At 62.9% G+C, this 24,841-nt stretch carries 27 protein-coding genes; 21 read left to right on the forward strand and 6 right to left on the reverse strand.

Annotated elements, in window-relative coordinates; translation table 11 throughout:
• Positions 1-287 precede the first annotated feature (287 nt).
• Entirely contained in the window at positions 288-1,076 is a 789-nt protein-coding gene (locus LWF01_RS00185; RefSeq protein ID WP_349639018.1) for an exodeoxyribonuclease III, read from the reverse strand.
• Between the two features lie 178 nt (positions 1,077-1,254).
• Here LWF01_RS00185 and LWF01_RS00190 point away from each other — a divergent pair, with 178 nt between their 5' ends.
• The 3 genes from LWF01_RS00190 to pyrE all read left to right on the forward strand — a co-directional run bounded on the left by LWF01_RS00190 (position 1,255) and on the right by pyrE (position 3,381).
• Positions 1,255-1,716 carry an anthrone oxygenase family protein gene (locus LWF01_RS00190; RefSeq protein ID WP_349639019.1) on the forward strand — a complete coding sequence of 154 codons (462 nt, stop codon included), beginning with the start codon at positions 1,255-1,257 and terminating at the stop codon, positions 1,714-1,716.
• Between the two features lie 84 nt (positions 1,717-1,800).
• The gene (locus tag LWF01_RS00195; RefSeq protein WP_349639020.1) at positions 1,801-2,583 is read left to right on the forward strand and encodes an SDR family NAD(P)-dependent oxidoreductase; all 783 of its coding nucleotides are present in this window, start codon (positions 1,801-1,803) and stop codon (positions 2,581-2,583) included.
• Positions 2,584-2,805: 222 nt separating this feature from the next.
• Positions 2,806-3,381 (forward strand): orotate phosphoribosyltransferase, encoded by a 576-nt coding sequence (gene pyrE, locus LWF01_RS00200; RefSeq protein ID WP_349639021.1) that lies wholly within the window; start codon positions 2,806-2,808, stop codon positions 3,379-3,381.
• 153 nt (positions 3,382-3,534) lie between these two features.
• Here pyrE and LWF01_RS00205 read toward each other — a convergent pair whose 3' ends face one another.
• Positions 3,535-4,236: a DedA family protein gene (locus tag LWF01_RS00205; protein WP_349639022.1), complete on the reverse strand. Its 702-nt coding sequence runs from the start codon at positions 4,234-4,236 to the stop codon at positions 3,535-3,537.
• Between the two features lie 187 nt (positions 4,237-4,423).
• Here LWF01_RS00205 and LWF01_RS00210 point away from each other — a divergent pair, with 187 nt between their 5' ends.
• From LWF01_RS00210 to LWF01_RS00240, 7 genes are all read left to right on the forward strand, one after another.
• On the forward strand, positions 4,424-5,950 hold the full coding sequence (locus LWF01_RS00210) for a sensor histidine kinase (protein ID WP_349639023.1): 1,527 nt from the start codon (positions 4,424-4,426) through the stop codon (positions 5,948-5,950).
• On the forward strand, positions 5,947-6,666 hold the full coding sequence (locus LWF01_RS00215; RefSeq protein ID WP_349639024.1) for a response regulator: 720 nt from the start codon (positions 5,947-5,949) through the stop codon (positions 6,664-6,666). The genes LWF01_RS00210 and LWF01_RS00215 overlap by 4 nt, the downstream gene beginning before the upstream one ends.
• Before the next feature lie 159 nt (positions 6,667-6,825).
• On the forward strand, positions 6,826-7,704 hold the full coding sequence (locus LWF01_RS00220) for an ABC transporter ATP-binding protein (protein ID WP_349639025.1): 879 nt from the start codon (positions 6,826-6,828) through the stop codon (positions 7,702-7,704).
• A complete protein-coding gene (locus LWF01_RS00225) occupies positions 7,705-9,360 on the forward strand; it encodes an ABC transporter permease (RefSeq protein ID WP_349639026.1) in 1,656 nt (551 codons plus the stop codon).
• Positions 9,357-10,022, forward strand: coding sequence for a TrmH family RNA methyltransferase (locus LWF01_RS00230; protein WP_349639027.1), 666 nt, complete (start codon positions 9,357-9,359; stop codon positions 10,020-10,022). Before LWF01_RS00225 ends, LWF01_RS00230 begins: the two co-directional genes overlap by 4 nt.
• 301 nt (positions 10,023-10,323) lie before the next feature.
• Complete coding sequence (locus LWF01_RS00235; RefSeq protein ID WP_349639028.1) at positions 10,324-10,542, forward strand: ribbon-helix-helix domain-containing protein; 219 nt, start codon at positions 10,324-10,326, stop codon at positions 10,540-10,542.
• Complete coding sequence (locus LWF01_RS00240; protein WP_349639029.1) at positions 10,542-10,889, forward strand: type II toxin-antitoxin system PemK/MazF family toxin; 348 nt, start codon at positions 10,542-10,544, stop codon at positions 10,887-10,889. The genes LWF01_RS00235 and LWF01_RS00240 overlap by 1 nt, the downstream gene beginning before the upstream one ends.
• A 211-nt stretch (positions 10,890-11,100) precedes the next feature.
• Here LWF01_RS00240 and LWF01_RS00245 read toward each other — a convergent pair whose 3' ends face one another.
• On the reverse strand, positions 11,101-13,188 hold the full coding sequence (locus LWF01_RS00245; protein ID WP_349639030.1) for a PhoX family protein: 2,088 nt from the start codon (positions 13,186-13,188) through the stop codon (positions 11,101-11,103).
• Positions 13,189-13,383: 195 nt separating this feature from the next.
• Here LWF01_RS00245 and LWF01_RS00250 point away from each other — a divergent pair, with 195 nt between their 5' ends.
• From LWF01_RS00250 to LWF01_RS00275, 6 genes are all read left to right on the forward strand, one after another.
• On the forward strand, positions 13,384-14,331 hold the full coding sequence (locus LWF01_RS00250) for an N-acetylglucosamine kinase (protein WP_349639031.1): 948 nt from the start codon (positions 13,384-13,386) through the stop codon (positions 14,329-14,331).
• A gap of 62 nt (positions 14,332-14,393) precedes the next feature.
• Positions 14,394-14,657 (forward strand): hypothetical protein, encoded by a 264-nt coding sequence (locus LWF01_RS00255; RefSeq protein WP_349639032.1) that lies wholly within the window; start codon positions 14,394-14,396, stop codon positions 14,655-14,657.
• Positions 14,658-14,880: 223 nt separating this feature from the next.
• Positions 14,881-15,657 carry a sigma-70 family RNA polymerase sigma factor gene (locus tag LWF01_RS00260; protein WP_349639033.1) on the forward strand — a complete coding sequence of 259 codons (777 nt, stop codon included), beginning with the start codon at positions 14,881-14,883 and terminating at the stop codon, positions 15,655-15,657.
• Positions 15,658-15,735: 78 nt separating this feature from the next.
• Complete coding sequence (locus LWF01_RS00265) at positions 15,736-16,155, forward strand: ChaB family protein (protein WP_349639034.1); 420 nt, start codon at positions 15,736-15,738, stop codon at positions 16,153-16,155.
• 52 nt (positions 16,156-16,207) lie between these two features.
• Positions 16,208-17,734, forward strand: a complete 1,527-nt coding sequence (locus LWF01_RS00270; protein WP_349639035.1) for an FAD-dependent oxidoreductase — start codon at positions 16,208-16,210, stop codon at positions 17,732-17,734.
• A 5-nt stretch (positions 17,735-17,739) separates the two neighbouring features.
• Positions 17,740-18,780 carry a DNA topoisomerase IB gene (locus tag LWF01_RS00275; RefSeq protein ID WP_349639036.1) on the forward strand — a complete coding sequence of 347 codons (1,041 nt, stop codon included), beginning with the start codon at positions 17,740-17,742 and terminating at the stop codon, positions 18,778-18,780.
• 93 nt (positions 18,781-18,873) lie between these two features.
• Here the strand turns inward: LWF01_RS00275 and LWF01_RS00280 are convergent, their stop codons facing one another.
• Together LWF01_RS00280 and LWF01_RS00285 are read right to left on the reverse strand one after the other, a co-directional pair.
• Positions 18,874-19,812: a glycosyltransferase family 9 protein gene (locus LWF01_RS00280; protein ID WP_349639037.1), complete on the reverse strand. Its 939-nt coding sequence runs from the start codon at positions 19,810-19,812 to the stop codon at positions 18,874-18,876.
• 39 nt (positions 19,813-19,851) lie between these two features.
• The gene (locus tag LWF01_RS00285) at positions 19,852-20,265 is read right to left on the reverse strand and encodes a CBS domain-containing protein (RefSeq protein WP_349639038.1); all 414 of its coding nucleotides are present in this window, start codon (positions 20,263-20,265) and stop codon (positions 19,852-19,854) included.
• A gap of 155 nt (positions 20,266-20,420) precedes the next feature.
• Between LWF01_RS00285 and LWF01_RS00290 the strand changes: the two genes are divergently transcribed.
• The 4 genes from LWF01_RS00290 (at position 20,421) to LWF01_RS00305 (ending at position 23,238) form a co-directional block, all read left to right on the forward strand.
• Positions 20,421-20,570 carry a hypothetical protein gene (locus LWF01_RS00290; RefSeq protein WP_349639039.1) on the forward strand — a complete coding sequence of 50 codons (150 nt, stop codon included), beginning with the start codon at positions 20,421-20,423 and terminating at the stop codon, positions 20,568-20,570.
• 24 nt (positions 20,571-20,594) lie between these two features.
• On the forward strand, positions 20,595-21,770 hold the full coding sequence (locus tag LWF01_RS00295) for a zinc-dependent alcohol dehydrogenase (protein WP_349639040.1): 1,176 nt from the start codon (positions 20,595-20,597) through the stop codon (positions 21,768-21,770).
• A gap of 114 nt (positions 21,771-21,884) precedes the next feature.
• Positions 21,885-22,616, forward strand: coding sequence for a GAF and ANTAR domain-containing protein (locus LWF01_RS00300; RefSeq protein WP_349639041.1), 732 nt, complete (start codon positions 21,885-21,887; stop codon positions 22,614-22,616).
• Between the two features lie 328 nt (positions 22,617-22,944).
• Positions 22,945-23,238: a hypothetical protein gene (locus LWF01_RS00305; protein ID WP_349639042.1), complete on the forward strand. Its 294-nt coding sequence runs from the start codon at positions 22,945-22,947 to the stop codon at positions 23,236-23,238.
• Between the two features lie 54 nt (positions 23,239-23,292).
• Here LWF01_RS00305 and LWF01_RS00310 read toward each other — a convergent pair whose 3' ends face one another.
• Positions 23,293-23,808, reverse strand: a complete 516-nt coding sequence (locus LWF01_RS00310; protein WP_349639043.1) for a metallophosphoesterase family protein — start codon at positions 23,806-23,808, stop codon at positions 23,293-23,295.
• A 201-nt stretch (positions 23,809-24,009) separates the two neighbouring features.
• Here LWF01_RS00310 and LWF01_RS00315 point away from each other — a divergent pair, with 201 nt between their 5' ends.
• A complete protein-coding gene (locus LWF01_RS00315) occupies positions 24,010-24,834 on the forward strand; it encodes an endo alpha-1,4 polygalactosaminidase (protein WP_349639044.1) in 825 nt (274 codons plus the stop codon).
• Positions 24,835-24,841: the final 7 nt, after the last annotated feature.

The following is a 24,841-nucleotide window of genomic DNA, read 5'->3' on the forward strand; positions in this document are numbered from 1 at the left end:
GGGTTGTTGTGGGTAGGCCCGCGTGGGCTGCTGGCCGTATTGGTTCGGCTGGCCTTGCTGGGGTTGGTTTGGCTGGCCCTGCTGCGGCTGGTTTGGTTGGTGAGAGTTCCCCTGAGGATTCTGCCCGCTATTGTCATGCGGGCCTGGGTAACGCGGGGGATTAGTCATGGCTCAAACGATACCTTTCGGGCCTTGCAAAAACCGAAATGTTCCTAAATTGCAGCACTTTCCCAGGCGGTGTTGCCAACCGGTCACGGGACAGGCCGTCGGCATCCGCCGGCCGCAGATTAGCTGAAGTCGACGATGACCGGCGCGTGGTCGGACGCGCCCTTACCCTTGCGCTCCTCGCGGTCAATGCGTGCCGACGCCGTACGGCGGCTCAGTGCGGATGATGCCAGGACGAAGTCGATCCGCATGCCCCGCTTCTTCGGAAAACTCAGTTGCGTGTAATCCCAATAGGTGTAAACGCCGGGCCCAGGGGTGTGCGGGCGAACCACGTCATCGAAGCCGGCGTCGAGCAGCGACTGGAAGGCCGCGCGCTCGGGAACTGAAACATGAGTGCTGCCCTCAAAGGCAGCCATATCCCAGACGTCGTCATCATGCGGGGCGATATTGAAGTCACCGCAGAGCGCGATGCCGAGTTCGTCGTCCCCGGCCAGCTGCGCGGCAGCATCGAGGCGGAGCGCTTCCAGCCAGCGGAGCTTGTATTCATAGTGGGGGTGCCCCAGGTCGCGGCCATTGGGCACGTAAAGGGAGTAGACCCTCACCCCGTCACAGACAGCCGAGATCGCCCGGGCCTCGACGTCGCCCTCCTCGCCGAATCCGGGCACGTCTTCGAAGCCAAAAGTGACGTCATCGAGGCCAACCCGGGACGCGATGGCGACCCCGTTCCATTGGTTGAGCCCATGAAAGGCCACCTGGTACCCGCGGGAGGTAAAGACTTCCTCAGGGAACTGGTCGTCTTTGCATTTGAGTTCCTGAATGGCCAGTACGTCGGCGTCGGATCGGTCGAGCCAGGCACCCACCCGATCGGCTCGGGCTCGGATTGAATTCACGTTCCAGGTAGCTATTCGCACGCTGTAAACCCTACAGTCCCGCCCTGACGGCGATCATCCCACTCAGGCTAGGCCCGATCGATCCGATTACCAGAACTAATTGCCGCGAGGAGGGAGCGCTAAGTCACTAGGCTGGGGCAATGACTCGAATATCGATCACTGGTGGCAGCAAAATGGTGAGCCGAGGGGCGCGAGAACATTGATTCTCGCAGTAGTTGCCGCGGTAAGCGTCGGCGTCATCGGCGGTCTGTTCTTTGCCTTCTCGACCAGTGTCATGCCTGCGCTTCGACGATTACCGCCGGCCCAGGGCATGGTGGCAATGCAGTCGATCAACGTCTCGATTCTCAACCCGATCTTTCTTACGACCTTCCTGGGTTCGACCGTTAGTTGTATTGCGGTCGCCCTGACGGCGCCATTTTCGGACGCCGGGTCGCCCGGATTGCTGATGGCGGGGGCGCTTGTCTACCTGATCGGCGGCTTCGGGGTGACCGCCGTTGTCAATGTGCCGATGAACCGAGCCATTGAGACAGTCGATCCCACGGTTCCCGATAGTTCTGTGGCCTGGGCGAGGTACCTCAAGCGATGGACGGCCGCCAATCATGTCCGGGCCGCCGCCAGCATGGGAGCGAGCGCGCTTCTGACCGTCGGCTTGCTGGGCTGAGCGCGGTCGAGCGCCAGTGCAGCGGCCGCCATCCGGCAGTGGAACCGGACGCCGTCGTAAGCGCCAAGTCATTAGGCTGGGGCAATGACTCGAGCATTGATCACCGGAGGCAGCTCCGGAATCGGACTTTCATTCGCGAAAGCCCTGGCAGCCCAAGGGCACGACATCGTCCTGGTCGCCAGGAACCAGGAATCGCTCGACTCTACGGCCAGAGATTTGGGAAGCGAATACGGCGTCAATACCGAGACCATCTCTGCCGACCTCTGCGACCGCGGCGGCATGGAGACGGTTGCGCGCCGCCTCGGTAGTTCTGAGTTGCCGATCGACATCCTGGTGAACAATGCCGGGTTCGGTCTGAAGCGCAGTTTCCTCAGCAGCGATCTGGTCGATGTCGAGGCGATGGACAACGTGCTCCATCGAGCCGTTGTCGTGCTTAGTCATGCGGCGGCAAAGGCAATGCTCGGCCGCGGTTTTGGCGCCATCATCAATGTCACCTCGCTTTCGGCCTACACAACGATGGGCCCATACGCGGCATCAAAATCAGCTGCGACAGTTTTCACTGAGGCTTTGGCAAACGAGCTCAGGGGCTCAAAAGTGACGGCGACGGCCGTGCTTCCCGGGTTCGTCCATTCGGACTTTCACCGGCGGGCGCAGATTCGAATGGGCTGGCTGCCGAGCTGGCTCTGGCTGGACGCCGATCACGTCGCGAAGGCGGCGATCCGGGACGCCCGGGCAGGGCGGGTGTTGTCGGTTCCAGGCGGGGCGTACTCCGTCGCTGCGGTGCTCGCCCGGGCGATGCCCCGACCACTGATTCACCGGGTATCCCGCGGGTTTCAGGGACGTCGCGTTGCCTCGAAAACTAGTTGAAGGTTGTCAGGATATTCACAGCTCAACGAGGGCACAAAATGCAGCGGAGGGGCGTTAGATTAATTGTGTTCACCTGGTGGGGACCGGGTGAACATATCGGACGTGTGGGGATGCGTCCGGGTACTCGAGGGGAGTGCAGTGAAGGGCCCCGGGCAACGCGATTACGCGGCCTGGGGCCCTTCGCTTTCCACGAACGTATTTGACGCTGGATAGGATGGCAGCATGCCTTCGAATCTCTCAGCCGCAGATGCCCGCGCCCAGCTCGCCCAGCTGATTACCGCGGAGGCGGTCGTCCACGAGCACGTCACCCTTGCCAGCGGAATCGAGGCCGACTATTACCTCGACCTGCGCCGGGTATCGCTCGACGCTCGCAGTGCTCCACTCATCGGCGCGGTCATGCTCGACCTGCTGGAACAGAACGGCTTCGCTGGCCGCTTCCAGTCCGTCGGCGGCCTGACCATGGGAGCAGACCCGGTCGGCACCGCGATCATGCATCAGTCGGTTGCCAGGGGCACGCCGGTCGATGCGTTCGTCGTCCGCAAGACGGAGAAGACCCATGGACTGTCAAAGCGAGTCGAAGGTCCGGACGTCAACGGCCGCAAGGTCGTCGCGGTGGAAGATACCTCGACGACCGGCGGGTCCGTACTGACCGCGGTCGAGGCGCTGCGTGCAGCGGGTGCCGATGTCGTCGCCGTCGCGGTGATTGTCGATCGCGACACGGGTGCGAAGGAACGTGTCGAGGCAGAAGGCCTGCCGTACCTGGCGGCGTTCTCGCTCAGCGATCTCGGGCTGGCTTAACGGCCTGTCGCGGCTCGGGCCGGGTGCAGTGGTTCGTCGCGACCCGGGCTGCCGTCGCGTTGCGACCCGGGCTGCCGCCGCGGCTGCTAAAACACGGCTCCTGCTCAGGAACATTGTGCAGGGACCTGACCGGATCGAAGTCGAAGCGTAGTCCTAGCCTTGCTGGGTGCTGGCCACCTTTGATTCCCTACGGGCCTTCAGGTACTCGACGACGATCGGAATCACCGAGATCAGCACGATCAGCACGAGGATCAATTCGATATTTTCCTTGACGAAACTGATCTGGCCAAGGAAAAAGCCGAGCACGGTGACGCCGATACCCCACGCAGCGGCACCGATCGCGTTGAAGGCCACGAACGTGCGGTAGTGCATCGAGCTTGCACCGGCGACGACGGCCGCGAAGGTGCGCACGATCGGTACGAACCGCGCGATGATGATGGTTCGACCGCCATACTTGGCGAAGTAGTCGTTGGTCTTTTCCAGATATTCCGGTTTCAGGAACCGCGCGCCCCGCTTATGGAAAATCTTCGGCCCGAGCTTCCGGCCGATCAGATAGGCCGTCTGGTCTCCGGCGAACGCCGCCAGCAGAACGCACAGGCACACCAGCCACAGCGGCTGGGCAATGGTGCCTTCCGCGACGAGCAAGCCGCCGACGAAGAGCAGGGAATCGCCGGGCAGCAACGGAAACAGCAGTCCGGTCTCGATGAACACCACAATGCAGATCACCACAACCAGCACGGATGAGGGGAACCAGCCCAGCAGGGTTTCCGCACTGAGGAACCCCAACCAGCTGGGTGCCCAGTCGGGGAGGGCGACAACGGTGGGGTCACTAAGTGCTGCGGCTAATAAAGTCACGATGTCAAGGGTACGTATGTTTGCTGAACGTCGGCTATGAGCGCGAGCTTGCGCCTGTGCCTGCCGAATCTTCTCTCGGGTCAACCGCCGGGCGGGCGCCGAGCACGCCCTGCCCGGCGAGTACGCTCTGCCCGGGTCAATCGTGCGGCGGACGCGGCTGGTCGTCGCCGCTGCCTAAAGTGGAGCTATGAACAGCCGCAGAGAACCTGAGTGGCGCCGTCCGATGCCGGCGCGTCGCGGCATCGTGCGCGACAGCCTTGGCGCGGTTCTGCTGATGGTCGGAACGGCCGTCAACCTGGTGATGTATCTGGTCGCCGGCTTCTACGACAAACCGGCGCCGATGTGGATCAGCATCATCTGGGCCGTGCTGATCTCCGCACCGCTTGCCCTGCGCAGGCGGTTCCCGGCGACGGTGGCGGTTGTCGTCGCCGTCGTATTCATTCTTGGCCAGATCCTGATGGTGCCGGAGGCGGCATTCAGTCAGATCTGCCTGTTCATCGCGCTCTACACGCTTGGCGCCTGGGGCCGCGATCGGCGACGGGCAACCATTGTGCGGCTGGCGATCATCGTGGCGATGTTCACCTGGTTCTTCGTCAACCTCTCCCGGACCCTGAACAATCCGCTGAGCACCCCGGACCTTTCCCGAGAGGGTGCCTTCTCTCCGCTGGCGGCTGTGATGGTGATGCAGCTTTTGACTAACCTGCTCTACTTTTCTGCGGCGTACTTCTTTGGCAATTCCGGCTACCGCTCGGCGATGCGCCAGGCAGAACTCGAGGCGAAGACTCTGGAGCTCGAGCGGGAACGGGTGCATAGCGCCACCCAGGCCGTGGCGCTTGAGCGGGTGCGGATCGCCCGGGAACTGCACGATGTCGTCGCCCATCATGTCTCCGTGATGGGGATTCAGGCCGGGGCAGCCCGCCGCGTGCTGGCGACGGATGCCGGCAAGGCAAGTACCGCGCTGAGCAATATCGAATCGAGCGCCCGGGACGCCGTCGCGGAACTACGCAGATTGCTCGGCGCCCTGCGGGAGTCGTCGAGGCCGGGCCCGGTGGACTCGGACGGTCGCGGCGAGGGCGCCGAGGTCACGGGTGGCACCGTGATGGGTGGTCAGGCTGCGCCAGACAGCAGTTCCGTCGCGACGGACGGCAAAGTCCTGACAGGCGGCAAGGCCGCCCTCCGTATCGAACCCGACGCCCGGAACGCTGACTCCCACACGTACGAGGTCGACGCGGCGCACGCCGGAAACCGGACGGCCAGAGTGGAACGGCCGGCATCCGAAAGCGCCAGCACCCAAGGTGTCGGTCAGCTGCCGGCCCTGGTGGAACAGGCCAGGCTCGCGGGCCTGCCGACCGACCTCCATTTCGAGGGTGAGGCCAGGGAATTGCCCGGAACCATCAGCTTCAGCATCTACCGGATCGTGCAGGAGGCGCTGACCAATTCGCGTAAGCACGCAGGCGAGAACGCCACCGCCCGGATCAGACTGGAGTATTCGAGTAGCGCCGTTGAGGTGCAGGTGAGTGACGACGGCGGCACCCGTTCGCTGGCTCCTGTCCGGGCCGGTACGGCGATACCCGGCGTCGGGCTCGGACAGATCGGGATGCGCGAGCGGGCGCTGCTCTCCGGAGGCGAAGTAGAATTCGGGCCGAAGTTCCACGGCGGATACCTGGTCCGAGCAGCATTCCCGCTGACAATCGACGACGGAGATTCAAGGTGACACACGACGAGGCGCGCGACATCCGCGTCCTGCTGGTCGATGATCAGGACCTGGTCCGGGCCGGTTTCCGGATCATCCTGGAATCCGAGGACGGCATCGAGGTGGTCGGCGAAGCGACCACGGGACGCGCGGCGGTCGCACTGGCTTCCGAACTACAACCGGACGTCATCTGCATGGACGTTCAGATGCCCGATATGGATGGGCTGCAGGCCACCGAACTGCTGACCCGTGATGCCAAGACCGACGCCGCGATCCTGATTGTCACGACGTTCGACCGTGATGACTACCTCTTCGCGGCGCTAAAGGCCGGTGCCAGCGGTTTCCTGCTGAAGAACGCCGGCCCGGAGGAACTTATCGACGCGGTTGGCATCGTCGCCCGCGGGGACGCCCTGATCGCACCGGCGATGACGCGCCGGGTCGTCGAACACTTTGCGACGTCGGCTCAGCCGGGCGAGACTGCGGGCACCGGCGGAGAGACGCACCCCGGTCCCGCCCGTCATTCGCGTCTCGATGTGTTGACCGAGCGGGAAGCCGAGGTGTTGCGGCTGCTGGCGCAGGGATTGTCAAATAGCGAGATCGCCCGTCGTCTATTCGTCGGAGAGGCCACCGTGAAGACGCATGTTTCGCGGATCCTGATGAAATTGGACCTGCGCGACAGGACCCAAGCTGTGGTTTTCGCCTACGAGAATGGCATCGTAACGCCCGGCTCCGTATAGTGCCGAAGAGCGACATAAAACTTTTCGGCCGGGATGTGGGCCCGGCGTCGAAGAGAATCGCTCCTATTGATCCCGTTACAGCGCAGACTCAGCCAACGCTCAGTCGGTGCTGGTGGGATAGCTGCGTAACTAAACGTCTACGAATGCGAAGGGTCACGAATGCTCGAGGTCAAAAGCGTCAGCAAGTCTCTTGGCGACCGCACAATTCTCGACGAGGTCTCCTTTTCGGCTGACGCCGGGCGTATAACGGGCCTCGTCGGTGCCCGCGGCGCAGGAAAGACGACGGCGCTTCGGATCGTCCTCGGCCTGATGGACGCCGATGACGGCTCGGTCGAGCTGGATGGCGAGGAGCTTGAGGGTGGCGATCGTCAGAACTTCGGGTACCTGCCTGAGGAACGGGGCCTGTACCCGTCGATGCCAGTGGGTGAGCAGCTCGTCTACTTCGCTCGCTTGCACGGTATGAGTCTCGGTGCGGCGGAAAAGAACGCCATCACCCTGCTGGAACGCTTCGACATCTCCGACCGGGCGTACAGCCTGCTCGAGCAGCTAACCGCGAGCGAGGCGCAGCGGGTTCAGATAGCCGCCGCGCTGGCGCACGATCCCGATGTCGTCGTACTCGATGAGCCGTTCCGCGATCTGGACGATGAGGGAATCCAGCTCGTTTTCAAATTCCTTGCCGACCACGCGGCCAGTGGAGTTCCCATTCTGATTGCCAGCGACCGGTGGGATCAGGTCGAAAAGTTCGCCGACGACGTCGTCGTCCTGTCCCGCGGGAAGGTGCATGATTCCGGCAGCACTGATGCGCTCAGGAATCGCGACGGCCAGCAGTTCGAGCTGGAGCTCAGCTCCGACACTGGCTGGATCCACGACATCGAGGGCATCGAAGTGCTCGAGCAGGCAGAGCGCCGGGCGATATTCAGCACCAACGAAAAGACGAAAGCTCAGGACGTGCTGCGGCGCGCTGTCGAAACGGGCGACGTGAGGAAGTTCTCTTCCGTTTCGCCCGCGCTCGCCGAAGTTTTCCGGGAGGTTGTGTAAGTGAGTACCAAGAAGAACAGTTCCGGAAAGGGCGCCGGGCCGTCCAAGGACTCGTCGTCGAAGGACGCCGCGGAGAACATCTCGTTCGACGACATCGCTGTGGACGAACCAGCCGACGAAACGTCGTTGCTCGTGGCCGAACTGGACAAGGACATCGATGATGACGACGATGCGCCGTCGGGAGACGAACCTAAGACCGGCCTGGTCTCAGACGTCACGCCGCTGACCCAGGGGAGCGCTACCTGGCTGGTCTCCAACCGTGAATCATCGGCCCTTGGCCGTGGCAAGCTCTTCCTGCTCTCATCGGCTTTCCTGATACTTGCGGTGATCGGGTCGATGGTTTTCTGGGCCATCGACAGCAATAAGGCCGACACCCCGACCATCGCCGTCGTCGGCGAGCAGGATGTCGCGGCGATCGAGCAGGCGTACGGCTTCAAGGTCGTCACGGCCAAAACCGATAAGGCCGCATCGGACCTGGTTCAAAAGGGTGATGTCGACGCGGCGATCCTGCTCGACCAGGCCACCGGCAGCCCGAAGGTCGTCGCGCTGAACGACGAGCCGACCGAGATCACCGACAAGCTCGTGCAGAAGCCCGAGGTCACCCTGTTGCAGCCGACATCGGCTTCCTCAGGACTGACCAACTCCATCGCGATTGGCTTCGCCCTGCTGTTCGCGGTCTCGGTGCTCGCGCTTGGCTGGGCATTGGCACGGAACCTGATAGAGGAGAAGCGGCACCGGATCGGCGAAATCACGGTGACGGCGATCCGACCGAACGCGGTAACCCGCGGCAAGCTGTTCGGCGTCGGGCTGCTTGCCCTCGCTCAGGTGGCAGCGGTTGGCTTGCTCGCTCTGGTCGGCCTGTCGATCGGCGGCCAGCAGGCTGTGCTGACCTTCCTGACGCCGGCGGTCGCATACTACGCCGGATTCTTCCTGCTTGGCTTCGTCATCTTCTCCTCGCTGTGGTTGGCGGTTGGATCGATAGTGAACAGGAAGCCACGCAACATCTGGACTGTCATCGTCGGCGCACTCGCCGTAGTGTCCGCTTTCGGTCCGCTGCTGTTGATGAAGCAGGAAGCCGTCTTCCGGGTCCTGTCGTTCATTCCCTTCACTGCGCCCACCGCGATGCCGATGCGCGTGTTCAATAAGCAAACCGAGGTGTGGGAGCCGCTGGCCGCCCTCGGGATCGCGCTCGTCGTCGCCTTGATCGTTGCCGCCATCTGCGGTTCCGCCTATGGTCGTACTCTCTTGCGCGGTGCCAACAACAAGTCGCTGAAGCGGAAGAAGAGCTCGGACGACGTCGTCGATGAGGGCGATGACCACGCTGCCGACAGTGAGTCGAAGGACGCGAAGTCGAAGAAGGCCGTGTCCGGCAAGGCGGCAACCGATGACGACGCGGACGACGACCTTGAAACCGGCAAGGCAGCCGATGACGATGCGGACGCTTCCGATGACGATGCGGAGACCGAAGACGCGGACCTTGCCGACATCGACGAAGGTTCTGCCGGCAAATCCGGGGCCAAGTCCTCGACCGGGGCGACATCCGGTAAGACGTCGGCTACTGCGACCTCATCCGGCAAGACGTCGGCTGCCGGGGCTTCGCCGGCTGGTAAGACGTCCAACAAGCGCAAGCCTGGTTCGAAGCCCCGCAGGAAATGACTGATGCTCCCACGGATGACGGCGCTGGCAGCCCGGCGCCGTCATCCGCAGAGCTGACGCACGGCGTCGGCCCGTGGCAGGGCGAGCTTCCTGCCGGCGACTGGTGGGACGAAGAACTGCTAAGGGATGGCGACCGCCGCAACGTCGTCGACAAATACCGCTATTGGTGTCACGATGCCATCGTCGCTGATCTGGACAAGACCCGGCACAGCTTGCACATTGCGGTCGAGAACTGGCAGCACGATCTCAATATCGGCTCGGTTGTGCGGACCGGAAACGCGTTCAATGTTGGCGCAGTACACATCGTCGGCCGCCGCAGGTGGAACCGCCGCGGGGCGATGGTGACGGACAAGTACCAGCACATCTTTCACCATCCCACCGTCGAAGACCTGCTGGCGTGGGCGGAGGATCATCGGCTGACCGTTCTGGGCATCGACAATTTTCCCGACTCGGTCCCCTTGGAAACGTACTCGTTCCCGAAGGATTGCGTCCTGCTGTTCGGTCAGGAAGGACCGGGCCTGTCCGAAGCCGCACATCAGGGTTGCCAGGCGGTGCTGTCGATCGACCAGTTCGGTTCGACGCGATCGATCAATGCTTCAGCCGCCGCGGCTATCGCAATGCACGGCTGGGTTCGTCAGCACGTCTTCGGGCAGACGCCCTAAGGGCTTAAATGCACCCGCCGGCGCGGCAGCCACTTTTTGCCTGTCGGGTAGTGGGTGGCATCCTCATCCGGCCGGCCGGCCGGCCGGCGTGGCTTCGGCCCGGCATGGCATCCACGCCCGGCATGGTATCCACGCCCCGCGCGGCACCACAATTGCAGGCTCTAACCCCGCCGGAAGCGGCAGAATCGTCCGTACCGTGAGATCTGCTGGGTTACTCGCCAGTCAGGCTCAGTATTTGTCGCGTCTCTAACCAGAAGGCCACGCCCTTGGCTGAATGATGCTACCGGAGTAGCATTGAGGTATGAAACTTAGCGTCAGTCTGTCCGAGGAGGATGTCGCAACGCTTGACGAGTATGCGCGAGCGACCGGGTTGAACTCACGATCGGCGGCTGTGCAGCGAGCGATCCGATTGCTACGTTTTCCTGACCTGGAAAAAGACTATGCCGCAGCCTGGGATGCGTGGGAATCCTCCGGTGAGAATGCGCTGTGGGACGTTACCTCATCCGACGGTTTACGGTGATGCGACGCGGTGACGTGTGTCTTGTCGACCTTGAACCGGTACGCGGGAGCGAAGCCAATAAGAACAGGCCAGCAGTAGTGGTGAGCAACGACAGGGCAAACGCAACTGCTGATCAGTTGGGTCGCGGCGTACTGACGATTGTGCCGCTGACCAGCAATGTTGCTCGGGTTTTTCCCTTTCAGACGCTTCTGCCTGCCGAAAGCTCGGGCCTGCGAGCGGACTCGAAGGCTCAGGCCGAGCAGGTCCGGTCGGTTGCGGTGGAACGCATCGGGCCGGTCGTGGGACGCATCCCACCCGAATTCATGGCTGAGCTGGACGACGCCCTTCGGGTACATCTGGACCTGTAGCGGCGGCCCTCCAACGACCTGGGTGCGGCATCCACAATTGCAGGCTCTAATCCCGGCGGAAGCGGCAACGATAGTCCGTACCCGGCCGGCAGGAGGCGAAACGGTCCCATATCTCATCGATACATGTCCATATAAGGCCGACATCCTCGACTTTGTGGACCGTTTCGCCGGTCGCCTTCGCCGGTCGTCGCCGCGCCCCGCGCCCCGCGGCTCAGTCCCGGTACACCTGGATTACCGATGGGCGCGGCAACCGGAATGAGCCCTGCTCCGGCTTGTCGCTGCGCTGCACGTAGTCGGGGAAGTACGAGTGCTGATCGCGGTAGCTTCCGTCCTCGCCTGGATGCTGCACGGCCACGAAAACCATGCCGTCTTTCTCATGGACGACCGGCCCGCAGGTTTCCGCCTCGGTCGGAACGGAGAGGAACTGCTGCACCCGGCCTCGGTTCTTTCCCGCGAGAGTCACCTTGAACAGACCGTCGTTGTATCCGATCGTGCTGGGTGCTCCGTCGGTCGATATCCACAGATTTCCACTGTCGTCGAATGCGAGGTTGTCCGGGCATGAGATCGGCGAAACCTGCTCGGCCGGATAGCCGGAGAAGTACGTCGCATCATTCTTCGCCGGGTCACCGCAGACCAGCAGCAGCGTCCAGCCGAACCTGGTCGATGTGGCGTCATTCCGCCGTTCGGTGATCTCGACGACGTGGCCATCCCGATTCGACGTGCGCGGATTGACCTCGGTCGGGCCCTCCTTGCCGGTCTTACCGCGATCGGTGTTGTTGGTGCAGGCAACGTAAACCCGGCCACTGCCCGGATGCGGCTGGACGTCCTCGCAACGGTCCATCTTCGTGGCGCCCGCCTTGTCGGCCGCGAGCCGAGTGAAGACCAGCACCTCGTCGACGCTCATCCCATCGATCCTGCTCCGGCCGTTCGTCACCAGCGGCAGCCATTCACCGCTGCCGTCGAACTCGCCATCCGAGGGAAGCGAGCCACTGCCATCGATTTCCGACTCAGGTGAATTCCCGGAGAACTTCGCCACGTACAGGTCGCCGTCGGTCAGCAGGGACATATTGTGCCTTTTGGCCGCCTTGCTGTTGCCCTTGCGCATCCGCTCCCGCGAGACGAACTTGTAAAGGTAGTCGAAGCGCTCGTCATCGCCCATGTATGCAACGACGCGGCCGTCCGGTGCCACAGTCACATTGGCGCCTTCGTGCTTCATCCGGCCGAGCGCGGTGTGCTTCCGCGGCGTCGACTCCGGGTCATGTGGATCGATCTCAACGATGTAGCCGAACCGGTTCGGCTCGTTCTCGTAGCCCTTGTTGTTGCCATCGAAGCGTTTATCGACTCGTTCCCAGCCGTAGCTGGACGGCTTGTTGGCCAGACCGTAACGTTTCGCGCCGGCACCGGTATCCGGCGAGACGAAGTAGGTATTGAAGTTCTCCTCGCCGGAAAGCACCGTGCCCCACGGCGTCGTGCCGCCTGCGCAGTTGCCGAACGTGCCCAAGGGGTAGCGGCCGTCCGGGTCCGCCTTCGTCTTAAGCAACTTTGATCCGGCGGCCGGACCGGTCAGCTCGAACCGGGTCGTCGCGGTGATCCGCCGGTTGTATCGGCTGCCGCGTACATACTTCCATGGTTCGCCCTTGCCATCCCGGCCCAGGCCGACCACCGCCATGCCGTGGGCGGCCATTTCGATCCGCGCCTGCTTGTCCAGCTGCCTGGCATTGGAGGTTTCCGCGAACATGATGCCGGCGTTGGTGTATTCGTGGTTGCAGACCAGCAGCGCCTCCCGGTTGCGGCGGCCCAGCGGGATGATGTCGAGATAGTCATTGTTGTAACCGAACTGCTGTTCCTGCGCACCAGGGGATTGCCGGTCAGGATTGAACTCGGGCGCGTCCGAAAACAGTGGGTCGCCCCAGCGGATGATCGGCTCCCACCGGTAGCCTCGGGGCACAGTGACCTCGTCCACCGCGGCGTCAACCGGGTCGATGGCACCGAACGAGAGGCCCGTGCCCGGCCGGCCACCCCGAGTAGCCTGTGCCGCCTCTGCCGCCGTCGACCCGAGGCCCTCAACCTGCCCGGCCGTGACCACGAGGGCCAATGCGCCGCCCACCCCGGTCAGCATTTTCCGCCGGGACAATGCGGACCCGGCGATATCGCGGAAGTATCCGTTGTCCGACGTGTTGCAGACCGCTTTGGCGCAGGCGCTCGCACACTTCAGCTGACACGTAACGGCACTGCGCTTGCCGCGTGTGTGCCCAGCCATCGGGAGCAGGTTCCGGTTCATCGGTTGTTGCAGGACCATATGTATTCTCGCTTCTTGTGGATCGATGGGTAAGCGCTGTTCCTCAGCCGACGCTAGGCGCACAGTTTGACCGAATCGCAGCCCACCGATGACGGGAAGATGAACCAAAAGTGAGCGACGGAAGTTGCTAAATCGGTTCAGCCGATAGAGGTATCCGCTATGCCGCAGGCCGAATCTGTGCCTTAAATAGTGTTCGTGCCTACTACGCCTGAAGCCTGGCCGCTGAGCTCCAGCACATCCGCGCAGCCTGCCGGGAGGTCTAACGTCGTGCTCGGCCTCGACATCGGCGGGTCCAAGACGCATGCCGCGATCTTCGTTGACGGGGTGATCAGCCAGGAGGCATTTTCCGGTAGCGCGAATACCCAGGTTGTTTCCCGTGAGGTTGCCGCCGTGAATCTACGCTCGGCATACCTCGACCTCGGCTCCCCGCCGGTCGACCGGATCTGCGCGGGTGCGGCCGGCGTCGACACCGATAACGACGTACGCAGGCTGCGTCTGCTGCTCGCCGACGTCATCGCCGACGTACCGACGCGGATCGCTCACGATAGCCGGCTCATCCTGGCAGCAGGCGGGCTCAGCACGGGCATCGCCGTCATTGCCGGCACAGGCTCGGCGGTGTGGGGGACCCGGGATGACGGCAGGCAGGCTCGCGCCGGCGGCTGGGGATACCTCCTGGGCGATGAGGGCGGCGGGTATTGGACAAGCATCCAGGCGGTGCGGCATACGCTGGGTGAGTACGACGCCGGCCGGGACGTCGACCAGCTCAGCCGGGACCTGCTGGAGGCTTGCGGCCTCCGCACACCGGACGAACTCATTCACCACGTCCATTCACATGCCGATCGCAGATACTGGGCCCGGCACGCGGGCGTCGTCTTTGGCAACGCCGTCAAGGGCCATCCACGCGCTAAGCAGATCGTCGAGACCGGTGCGGACGCGCTGGCGGAAATGATCGCTCAGGTCGCCGACCGGCTCGAGATTCACGGTCCCGTCATTCTTGGCGGCGGACTGTCAATGCACCAGCCAGCAGTCAGCGAACGGATCCGTCAGCAGCTTAGCCGCAGGCAGATCTCCGACATCCGCGTGCTGCGGCAGGATCCGATCCACGGCGTGCCCCTGCTGGCAGACCAGAAAATACATGGTTGAATCCCGTTCCAGTGGGCATATAGACAAATGACAGGAACAGCGTCTATTCAATTCGGTTACTGATGTCTACTGACTACTCCCGGCTCGACGAAGCGATCGCCGTAGTGACGATGCTCGAAGACTCTTCCCTATCCAGGGACTTGTTCTATTCCGAAGTGATCCACATTTTCACCGATCTCGACTATGCGGCAGAGATGGCGATGGGACTAATTGAGCTGAGCCATCAGTTGCTCGAAGAGATCCACCAAAATGAGGGCACCGGCCCTATCGAGAAGCTGCAGGCCCTTGCGGCGGCTTATCGGGCCGACGAGCAAAAACGCGACTAGCCTCGACGGCGATCGTGAGGTGCGGGTAGACGAGGTTGAGGCCAGGATCCGTGCCCCAGCAATCTGGACCGCCCGGGCGGCGCATGGAGTGGCACACATGGGTGGTTGCATCGGTCAGTACCCGGAGTTTGAGCTAGCCGCCCCCTTGTTAAGTTCTAACAACTGTGTTTGGGTTGCAGTAGGTCCAGCAACGGCCGAGAACTCCGGTCCGAAGGTTGACCTCGTGAGCGTCATTTCAGTCCACGGCCCTTCGACTTCACAAGTCGAGCATGCCGAACCAATTCCGAGCAGTAAAGATCTTTTGCGAACAGCAAGGACCTGCTCGGATTCCATCCAGCGAGATCGTCTCCGCGGCGAGATCGTCGTACGGCATCGGGGAGTCGCGCGGTCACTCGCGCACCAGTATTCCCGGCGGGGGATCGAGGAAGAGGACCTCTATCAGACGGCCTGCCTAGGTCTGGTCAAGGCCACGAACCGGTTCGACCCCGACCGCTGCGATAACTTCCTCGCCTACGCCGTTCCGACGATGACCGGCGAGATCAAGCGATACTTCCGCGACCACGGCTGGATGATTCGTCCGCCGAGGCAGCTGCAGGAAGCCCAGCAGTCGATGAGGTCCGTCGTGCCGCGGCTGGAACAGACTTTACGCCGGGAACCACGTGAAGATGAGATTGCCGAAGCGGCGGGAATTTCGCTGAAAACTGTCGATCGCGCCCGGGCTGCTTACGGCATGTACTCGTTGGCATCGCTGGATTCGCCGACCTGCGTGGGGCTGGAATCGCCGGACGCCGACAACGCCTACACCAGGGTTGAGGACATGATTGCGCTCCGGGCGGCCCTGACCAAGCTCACGCCCGAGGAACGCGAAATTCTCGCGCTGCGCTTCTTTCATGACTGCACCCAGGCCGAAATCGCCGCTCGGTTGCACCAGAGTCAAGTACATATTTCCCGTCGCTTGCGCGGCATTCTGGACCGGCTCCGGGCCGCCCTGTCGGAGTGATGCGGTACCGGCCGGCTGTTTGGCACAGTGCCCGACAGGTACAGGGCCGGTATCAGAACGAAGAGGATGGTGGGGAAGATGCCTAAAACGAAGAGTTCAGGGCAACCGAAGCAGTCAGAGCTCCCGAGCACCCTGCAACGTTCCGACAAGAAGGCGCAACGCACGTACGCCAAGGCGCACGACTCCGCAGCGGAGGAGTATCACGATGAGCGACGGGCGAACCAGGTGGCGTTCAGCGCCCTGAAACATACCCATGAAAAGGTGGGTGATCATTGGGAGCCGAAGCAGAAGAACGGCCCCTCCGACGCCCAGAGCAAGGGTGGCAAGAACACCTCTCGGCCCACCGCCGGCGGAGTGGATGCCAACGCGTCAAAGAAGCACCTGTATGAGCTGGCGAAACGCCTTGACGTGGCTGGCAGGTCGTCGATGAGCAAGGACGAGTTGGTAGCGGCCGTCCAGAAGGCCAATGAGCGGGAGACAGCTCGCGCTCGGAAGTAGGCACGCTCGCGTAGACATGGACGAACTCAGGGCGTGAGCAAGGAGACCCGAAATGGCAGGACCGGTCAGGAAATCATTGTGGCTCGATGGGAAGCGGGAAAGGCCGATTGTTCCGTTTGCGCCTACTACAGCGTATGACGACGTGGTGATCGGTGCTGGGCTGACCGGGCTTTCGACCGCGGTCGCTTTGGCACGAGCCGGGCGAAGTGTGGCCGTCGTCGAGGCGCGGTACCTTGGTGCGGCAGCGACCGGCAACACGACCGCGAAGCTCAGCTTGCTGCAAGGCACAACGCTGTCGAAGATCCGGAAGCACAATTCGCGCCGGGTGGCCCGGGCATATGTCGACGCGAACCGTGCCGGCCGCGATTGGCTGCTGGAGTTGTGCACCGACCGCTCGGTGCCGGTCCGGCACAGGGCGGCGGTGACCTTCGGCGTCGGGCCAGGCTCGGAGAGCCAGCTCGAGGCCGAATATGCTGCTTGCCGCGACGCAGGCCTTGCAGTCACCCGGACCGAGACCGAGCTGCCTTTCCCGACCCATGCGGCGATCCAGCTGGCCGATCAGGCCCAGTTCGATCCGATGGATGTCCTCGAGGCGCTTGCCCGCGAGCTTGAGGAGACTTCAGGCGTCATCTTCGAAAGAACGCGGGTCGTCGATGTGAAGCCCGGCGAGCCTTGCACCATCACTACCGAGAAAGGCGAGATCTTCGGCGGGAACGTCATCGTGGCCACCGGTAGCCCGATTCTCGATCGTGGGCTGTACTTCGCCAAACTCACCGCCAGCCGCTCCTACCTGGTCGCCTTCGATGTGCCAGGCAGCCTGCCACAGGACATGTACCTCTCGGTGGAGGCACCGACCCGATCACTGCGCACCGCCCCGGGACCGAACGGCGACCGGCTACTCGTCGGCGGTAACGGGCACATCGTCGGCAGGCAGTCGGAGACCCAGGCGCTCGTCGACGACCTGGTTGCCTGGACGAAGCAGCATTTTCCGCAGGCGGAGCCCAGCCATTCCTGGTCCGCCCAGGATCACGCAACGCATAACCTGGTGCCGTTTGTCGGCCGGATGCCGCGGGGCCGCGGGAAGATCTATGTTGCCACCGGCTACAACAAATGGGGCATGACGAACGGGGTAGCAGCGGCGTTGCGGATCGCCGGCGAGATTCTCGGTCGGCCGGTCAGCTGGGCGCGACCGCTGAAGACCCGGGTCACCGGCCCGGCGGATATTGCCGCCGGGGTGAAGGCGAACGCCGGAGTAGCGATGGCGGGCGCCAAGGGCTGGGCACAGGCGGAGCGGCACGAACTCCGTGATCCGCACGTCGACAGCGCAGGCGTCGATGGCGCGGGCGTGGTCGGCGCAGGCGTGGTCGGCCGGGAAGACGGCAAACCCGTCGCGGCCGCCACAGTGGACGGCAAGTCGTGCAAGGTATCCGCGGTATGCACTCACCTGGGCGGCATTGTTAGCTGGAACGACGCCGAATCATCCTGGGACTGCCCTTTGCACGGGTCCAGGTTTTCAGCGGATGGACAGGTGCTCGAAGGCCCGGCGACCAGGAACCTCGCCAACGTCCAGCAGCCGTAGGGACCGTGCGGCTTCGTAAATCCGACCAGACGAAACCTGGCATCACCCGCAGACGGCGCGGCCGAGGCTGGCAGTACTTTGGCCCCGACGGGCGCACGGTCGACTCCGAAGCCAGGAGCCGGGTGGAGGCGCTCGTCATCCCGCCGGCCTGGACGGACGTGTGGATTTCGCCATGGCACAACGGTCATATTCAGGCGGTCGGCACCGATGACGCCGGCCGCCGGCAGTACCTTTACCACGAGTTATGGGTGGCAACCCGGAACTCGCAAAAACACGTGCACGGACGCGATGTCGGAAAGCGGTTACCGGAGGCTCGGAAACTAGTTGCCCGGCACCTCGCCCTTCCCGGCATGCCTCGGGAGCGCGCGCTCGCGACCGCCTTCCGGATGCTCGATGTCGGTCGTTTCAGGGCCGGCAATCAGGAGTATGCCGAGTCGAACGGCAGCTTTGGCCTGGCGACTCTGCTGAAATCGCACGTCCGCATCGACGGCGACGCCCTGGTGTTCGACTATGCGGCGAAGTCCGGCGTACGTCGGATTAGCCGGATCGAGGATTCGCACTTGCTGGACAGCATCGCCCTGATGCGACGCCGTCGCACCGGCGGGGAGCAGCTCTTGGCCTACCGCGACCACGGGCGTTGGATCGCGCTGGATTCCGCTGACGTCAACGACTATCTACGCGACGTGGTTGGCGCCGAAACCACTGCCAAGGACTTCCGGACCTGGCACGCAACCGTGCTTGCTGCGGCAGCCCTTGCGGCCGAATCGAGGCGCCTCGGAGCCGAACCCTGGTCGCAGACGGCCCGGAAGAAGGCGGTCAGCCAGGTGATGCGGTTTGTCGCCGACGAACTGGGCAATACGCCGGCCGTCGCCCGCGGCAGCTATGTGGATCCCCGGATTGTGGACTTGTTCTGGGAAGGAACCACGATTGGCGATGCGGGGCGTCGAGGCGTGCGGCTAACGGACGATGGCGACCCGCTGGCCGGGGTTCTGGACGTGGCAACATCCGAAGCCGCCGAGACCGCAGTCATTCGCCTGTTGGTGTAGCAGCCGCGCACCCAAGGCGAAGCGGTCCAGTATTTCGCGTTTGACGGCCCAGATACGTACGTCATAGCCGACATTGTGGACCGTGACACCGAATCAGAGCCTATCGACGGGTAGGGTCGCCACGGCGTCGAGCACGTCCTGGGCGGTGACCGCCAGCAACGCGGGGTCCGGCGTCGACGCAAAGACATCGCCGCGACGCACAGCCTCATCGGTGAGCACGATGTGCGGGCCCCGGGGAGGCCCCCAGCGGGCCGGCGGGGCCGGCCCGAACAGCACCACGGACGGCGTCGCGAATGCAGACGCCAGATGCGCGGCACCGGTATCGGCCGAGATGAGCAGTGCAGCGTTGGCGATCCAGGCGGCGAGGCCGCCCAGGCTGGTTTTGCCCGTCACGACCGAGTCCTCGGCGAGCCCGGACAATTCGGCCACCTCAAGGGCGCGTGGTCTTTCTGCCGCGCTGCCGGTCAGGATGATTCGCCGGCCAGATCTACGAAGGACTCGAGCTACTGCGGCAAAACGTTCGGTGGGCCACTTGCGGCTGTTGTAGGCCGCGCCGACATGAACCACCACCGCACCCGGGTCGATGCCGGGCACTTTCGGTCGCTGGAGCCGGAAATCTTCCGGGTCGGCAGCGACCCGGTGCTCTGTGAGTAGCCGGGTCCATCTGTGCCGTTCATGGATGTCGTCGATCCATTCGGGCCCATCCCAGCCGGGGGCGCGGTGGCCGATCTTAACCCGCGCACCGACGGCGTCCAGCAGACTCCGACTTTGCGCTCCGTTGCCATGTAGATTCACCGCGACGTCGATATCCTGGCGGCCTACCGCTATCGCGGTGTCCAAACCGGAGGTCGGCAGCAACTCGTCAACGCTCCCGATGAGGTCGACGACCTCGCCGAGCCACTGTGGTGCGGCGAGGATGATGTGGTGTCCGGGGAAACCGGTCCGCAAGGCGCGAAGTGCCGGCACGGCGACCAGCAAGTCGCCAAGGTTCAGTGCGCGCAGCGCGAGCAACCGGGGCTTCCGATCGATCACCTTCGAACCTCGACGTGGTCAGCGTCCACAGTGTCGCGCCTAATTGGAGATCAGCTCTACCAGTTCTCCCACCTGTGCTTCCGGCAGCGCCCGGGCGACATCGGCCTGGCTGATGATGCCGACCAGGTCATGCCCGTCGATAACCGGAATACGTCGTACCTGACGTTGCTTCATGGCTTCCAGGGCGACATTGATGTCATCGTCTGCTCCAACAGTCACCGGCTTACCCTGACCTAATTCACCGGCGGTCACGGATTGCGGGTCGCCGCCGTCCGCAAGGCATTTCACTACGATGTCGCGGTCGGTGAGCATCCCCTTGAGTCGGTTGTCCTCGCCACAGATCGGCAGTGAACCGACGTTGAGTTCGCGCATCTTCTGTGCCGCCTGCTGAAGAGTCTCGTTTTCGCCTACGCATTCGGTTCCCGATGTCATGATGTCTCGTGCAGTAGTCATCGCGGTGCCCTCACTAAGTCTGTTGTTCGAATGGCGATTGCGCGGCGGGGCGATTGCCTTCCCGAATGGCGCTCGCCTGCCAGCAATGGTCACGTTCCCGCAGGCAGGAAATCTAAACATCCGCGGAGATCAAGAGGCCTGTACGATTGCTCGACTTGCGGTCTAGTATCGGGGTCACCGGCTATCTGCTGAAGGGGTTGCTCGTGGTCATTCCGCTGAAGGCAAGCCAGCTGCCCCTGGCAAAGGATGTTCGGCTGCATGGCATTGCCGCGGCGCTCATCATCGATGGGCCCGGCGAATCGTAAGAGGAGTTCCAGTCAGGAGGCTCTGTGCGGGCACTAACGTGGCAAGGCAAGCGGACAGTCAGGGTTGAGGATGTTCCGGATCCCCGGCTCGAATCGGCAAGCGATGCGATTATCCGGGTAACCTCTACGGCTATCTGCGGTTCGGACCTGCATTTGTACGAGGTTCTTGGCCCTTTCATCGATGCAGGCGACGTACTCGGCCACGAGACGATGGGCATCGTGGAAGAAGTAGGCAGCGCGGTGAGCAACCTCAAGCCGGGCGACAGGGTCGTCGTCCCATTCACAATTTCCTGCGGCGAATGCTTCATGTGCAAACGTGGGTTGCAGACCCAGTGTGAAACAACCCAGGTTCGTGAACACGGCTGCGGTGCTGCGCTGTACGGTTACACCAAACTTTACGGCCAGGTTCCCGGCGGTCAGGCCGAATATCTAAGGGTTCGGCTCGCTGATTACAACGCGATCAAGGTCAGTAGCGGCCCGCCTGACGAAACCTATCTTTTCCTCAGCGATATCCTGCCCACAGCCTGGCAGGCAGTGGATTACGCAGATGTTCCCGATGGCGGCAGTCTCGCCGTCCTCGGGCTGGGACCGGTAGGCCAATTAGCCAGCCGGATCGGGAGGCACCTCGGCTATCAGGTGATGGCGGTCGATCCGGTGCGGGAACGACGTGCAATGGCTGAACGTCACGGCGTGACCGCGTACGACCTCGGTCATGGCCTGCTCGACGAGTTGCGCAGGAACACCGCGGGCAGGGGGCCGGACTCTGTGGTCGACGCGGTCGGTCTTGAAGCCCACGGCGCTCCGCTGGCGGCTTTCGCCCAATCTGCAGTCGGGCTGCTTCCTGACCCGATAGCGAAGAAGGCGATGAAGACGGCTGGCATCGACCGGCTTACCGCCCTGCATGCCGCGCTTGACCTGGTACGCCGCGGCGGCACGGTGTCACTGAGCGGCGTCTACGCCGGACAAGCTGACCCGATGCCGATGATGTCGATGTTCGACCGGCAGATCAGTTTGCGAATGGGGCAGTGCAATGTGAAGCGTTGGACAGACCAGCTGATCCCGCTTGTCGAGGATGCTTCGGACCCTCTCGGCATCGCCGACCTTGTGACCCATCGGGTGCCCTTGGAAGAGGCGCCTGCGATGTATGAAATGTTCCAGAAGAAGCAGGATGGCTGCATCAAGGTCGTCCTGTCGCCCTAGGCCCGAATCCGCCGTCGCTCCGATCCGCCGTCCCATCCGCGACAGCGTAAGATAGTTAGTCCCTGACCTGAGCAGCGCTCGGTCATGAGAATTCCGAGTGGGAAGAGCAAGAGCATGGTTCAGGCACAAGTGGAACAGTCGGTAGGGGAGAAGCTCCAGGACCTCCTACTTAACAGCGGCGACATCACGGCGTTCCTCGATGGACTGACCGCGTTTTCGGCCAGGTACGTTGCCGGCTCTACCAAGCTCTACTGCGGTATCACTCTGGAGCGCAGGAAGCGGACGGCGACCGTCGCGAGTAGCGATGAGGAAGCCCGGCGGATGGACGAGATTCAGCTGGGCTTTGATGACGGGCCGTGCCTGCAGGCGCTGCGAACCCATTCGGTGGTCTCCGCGCCCGATCTCAGGTACGAGCAACGCTGGCCTGAGTACGCCACAGCTGTTCTCGAGCACGGACTGCACAGCATCCTTGCCATTCCGCTGGAACTGGACGACATCGCCGGTGCGGCGCTGAACCTTTACGCCCGCGATACCAATGGTTTCGACGACCGAGCGGTGGACGACGCGAAGGCGTACGCGGCCGAGATGTCGAAGGCGCTGCGGCTGGCAATCCGGCTGGCAAAACTGACCGAGGTCGCGGAGGACCGCGAGGCGGCGATGGAATCCCGGACGGCGATAGACATCGCGATCGGAATTGTGATGGGGCAGAACCGATGCACCCAGAGTGAGGCGTTCGAGATCCTGCGCCGAGCATCATCGAACCGGAACATCAAGCTGCGAATTCTCGCCGATGAGCTCGTTGCCTCGATCGGTCGCTCCACGCCCGAAACAGTCTTCGAGGAATAGCCGGCTCGGGTCGTCGGCGTCCATTCACGTTCTTGACCTCGACGTTTGCCACACCGTACCCTCGGAACACAGGTTAAGCAGTAGCCTTCTGAGATATCTCGGTGAGAGAGCATCATGGAGCACGCTTTGCACGATCTGGTTTGCTTCAACGTTGAATGCGAACCTGCAAATGCACGGGCCGGCCTGAGGGAATTCCCCGGCGTCCCGATCGACGTTGCTCTGTTCCAAACTGAAACTGCGTTCTCAATGCTGGCACCAGGGTTCTGCCCGGTGCAGGATTCGGCACGCCTTTTTCGTGAGGCTCATCTGTTGAATAAGGGAGTCTGTTTTGAGTACTCACGATGAAATATCGGCCGCTATTGCGAAATTGCATCCCGATGAGCTGGACGCGATCAGGAGGAACGGCGAATACGCGCTGCTGACGCTCGAATTGATGTGCTCCATCGATATTGCGGTCGGCCGGGCGGACCATGACTATTTCGCCGCCGGCCCAAACGGAACAATACTGGCGCCAGAACTGCGCCGGGCGATTTTCGGCGCAGATCTGACGACAGGCGCAGTTCTGACGTCAGTAGTGAAAGCGCCGGAAACAGAGCTTCGCGGACTGGCCGGATCAATCTAGAGAGCCCTGCCTGAGCCGATGGCGACATGCTGCAGCTGGGTCGATCTCATATCGTCAGTGACGAGTGGCGTTCCGGCTGATCTCGTGCAGCTGGACTGTGAGCCGATCGCCGTCGATTTCGGCGGTCATATAGGTGCAGTAGGGCTGCCGGCGACGGTCGGTGGGTGAGCCAGGGTTCAGCAGCCGCAAACCGCGCTCGGTGGTTGTGTCCCACGGTATGTGACTGTGGCCGAAGACGACCGCGTCGGCGTCTGGAAACTGCTCGTCCATCCGCCGTTCGCGGCCTGTAGCCGGGCCGGTTTCGTGGATCACCGCCAGCCTCACATCTTCGATCGCGGCTTGGGTGATCAGCGGCAGCCGGCGGCGAAGCCCCGGCCCATCATTGTTTCCGTAGCATCCGAGCAGCCGATTCGACCGCTTCTCCAGCAGGTCCAGGAGTTCCTCGCTCACCCAGTCGCCTGCGTGGATGACGATGTCGGCGGCATCGACCGCCTGCCAGAGGGCCTCGGGCAGGACCTTTGCCCGCTTCGGCAGGTGGGTGTCGGCGAGTAGCAGGAGCTGAGTCGTCATGGGGACGATGGTGCCACAGAGGCGGCTCCGGTTGTAACGCTCACTAGGGGTGCGCGCATTTCTCGATGCTCTTGTTCCGCCGAGGCATTGCCTCCTAAGCTGAAGGGCGTCGTGGAGGGTTCAACCGTCGATCGAAGGTGATCGAACGGGCATTACGCCAGAGAAGAGCTCGAGGCGGGGCATCCACAGATCGGAGCCCTAATGCGTGCTTTCATCCGAAAGACGGGGCAGATAGCCGTTGTGATGATCGTCCTCGTCGGCTCAGTCATCGGTGGAATCGGAACCGCCCAAGCGGTATCGGTCCTGCCACCCGTCAACGCCCAGTTCGACTACCAGATCGGGGGCGCCTACACGCCATCCGCCTCCGTCGGGGTAGTCAGCCGTGATCGTACGGCGTCGCCGGTGCCCGGGAAGTACAACATCTGCTACGTCAATGCGTTCCAGACTCAACCAGACGACGAAACGACCTGGTCCGGACGCAACGACGACTTGATCCTTCGAGACGCTAGCGGGAAGAAAGTCGGAGACCCGGAGTGGAATGAGTACCTTCTTGACACCTCATCCAACGCCAAACGCACCAGGATCGCAGCGATCGTCAATGGCTGGATCGACGAGTGCGCAAGCAAAGGTTTCAACGCCGTCGAGCCCGACAACCTCGACAGTTTTACTCGCTCGAAGCGTCTGCTGACCAAGGCGAACAATGTCGCGCTGGCCACCTCTCTCGCCGCTCACGCACACGAGAAGGGCCTCGCCATCGCGCAGAAGAACACGACCGAACTGGGATCGACGGGAAAGACCTCGGTCGGTTTCGACTTCGCCATTGCAGAGGAGTGCCAGTACTACGGCGAATGCTCCGCTTACACAAGCGTTTACGGCAAGAACGTGATCGAGATCGAGTACACCGACAATCCCCGATCGGCCTATAGCAACGCTTGCTCGGCGCAGGGTAAGAACATCTCGGTAATTTTGCGGGATCGGGACGTTGTGACTCCGGGTAACAGCGCTTATCACTACGAGCACTGCTGATCGATCG

It is taken from the genome of Saxibacter everestensis, assembly GCF_025787225.1.
GTDB classification, from domain to species: Bacteria; Actinomycetota; Actinomycetes; order Actinomycetales; family Brevibacteriaceae; genus Saxibacter; species Saxibacter everestensis.

Bases quoted from the DNA above. Each gene is read 5' to 3' on its own strand.
- LWF01_RS00195 (WP_349639020.1), top strand. From the start codon at position 1,801: ATGACTCGAGCATTGATCACCGGAGGCAGCTCCGGAATCGGACTTTCA.
- pyrE (WP_349639021.1), top strand. From the start codon at position 2,806: ATGCCTTCGAATCTCTCAGCCGCAGATGCCCGCGCCCAGCTCGCCCAG.
- LWF01_RS00210 (WP_349639023.1), top strand. From the start codon at position 4,424: ATGAACAGCCGCAGAGAACCTGAGTGGCGCCGTCCGATGCCGGCGCGT.
- LWF01_RS00220 (WP_349639025.1), top strand. From the start codon at position 6,826: ATGCTCGAGGTCAAAAGCGTCAGCAAGTCTCTTGGCGACCGCACAATT.
- LWF01_RS00230 (WP_349639027.1), top strand. From the start codon at position 9,357: ATGACTGATGCTCCCACGGATGACGGCGCTGGCAGCCCGGCGCCGTCA.
- LWF01_RS00235 (WP_349639028.1), top strand. From the start codon at position 10,324: ATGAAACTTAGCGTCAGTCTGTCCGAGGAGGATGTCGCAACGCTTGAC.
- LWF01_RS00240 (WP_349639029.1), top strand. From the start codon at position 10,542: ATGCGACGCGGTGACGTGTGTCTTGTCGACCTTGAACCGGTACGCGGG.
- LWF01_RS00245 (WP_349639030.1), bottom strand. From the start codon at position 13,188: ATGGTCCTGCAACAACCGATGAACCGGAACCTGCTCCCGATGGCTGGG.
- LWF01_RS00255 (WP_349639032.1), top strand. From the start codon at position 14,394: ATGTCTACTGACTACTCCCGGCTCGACGAAGCGATCGCCGTAGTGACG.
- LWF01_RS00265 (WP_349639034.1), top strand. From the start codon at position 15,736: ATGCCTAAAACGAAGAGTTCAGGGCAACCGAAGCAGTCAGAGCTCCCG.
- LWF01_RS00270 (WP_349639035.1), top strand. From the start codon at position 16,208: ATGGCAGGACCGGTCAGGAAATCATTGTGGCTCGATGGGAAGCGGGAA.
- LWF01_RS00285 (WP_349639038.1), bottom strand. From the start codon at position 20,265: ATGACTACTGCACGAGACATCATGACATCGGGAACCGAATGCGTAGGC.
- LWF01_RS00300 (WP_349639041.1), top strand. From the start codon at position 21,885: ATGGTTCAGGCACAAGTGGAACAGTCGGTAGGGGAGAAGCTCCAGGAC.
- LWF01_RS00310 (WP_349639043.1), bottom strand. From the start codon at position 23,808: ATGACGACTCAGCTCCTGCTACTCGCCGACACCCACCTGCCGAAGCGG.
- LWF01_RS00315 (WP_349639044.1), top strand. From the start codon at position 24,010: ATGCGTGCTTTCATCCGAAAGACGGGGCAGATAGCCGTTGTGATGATC.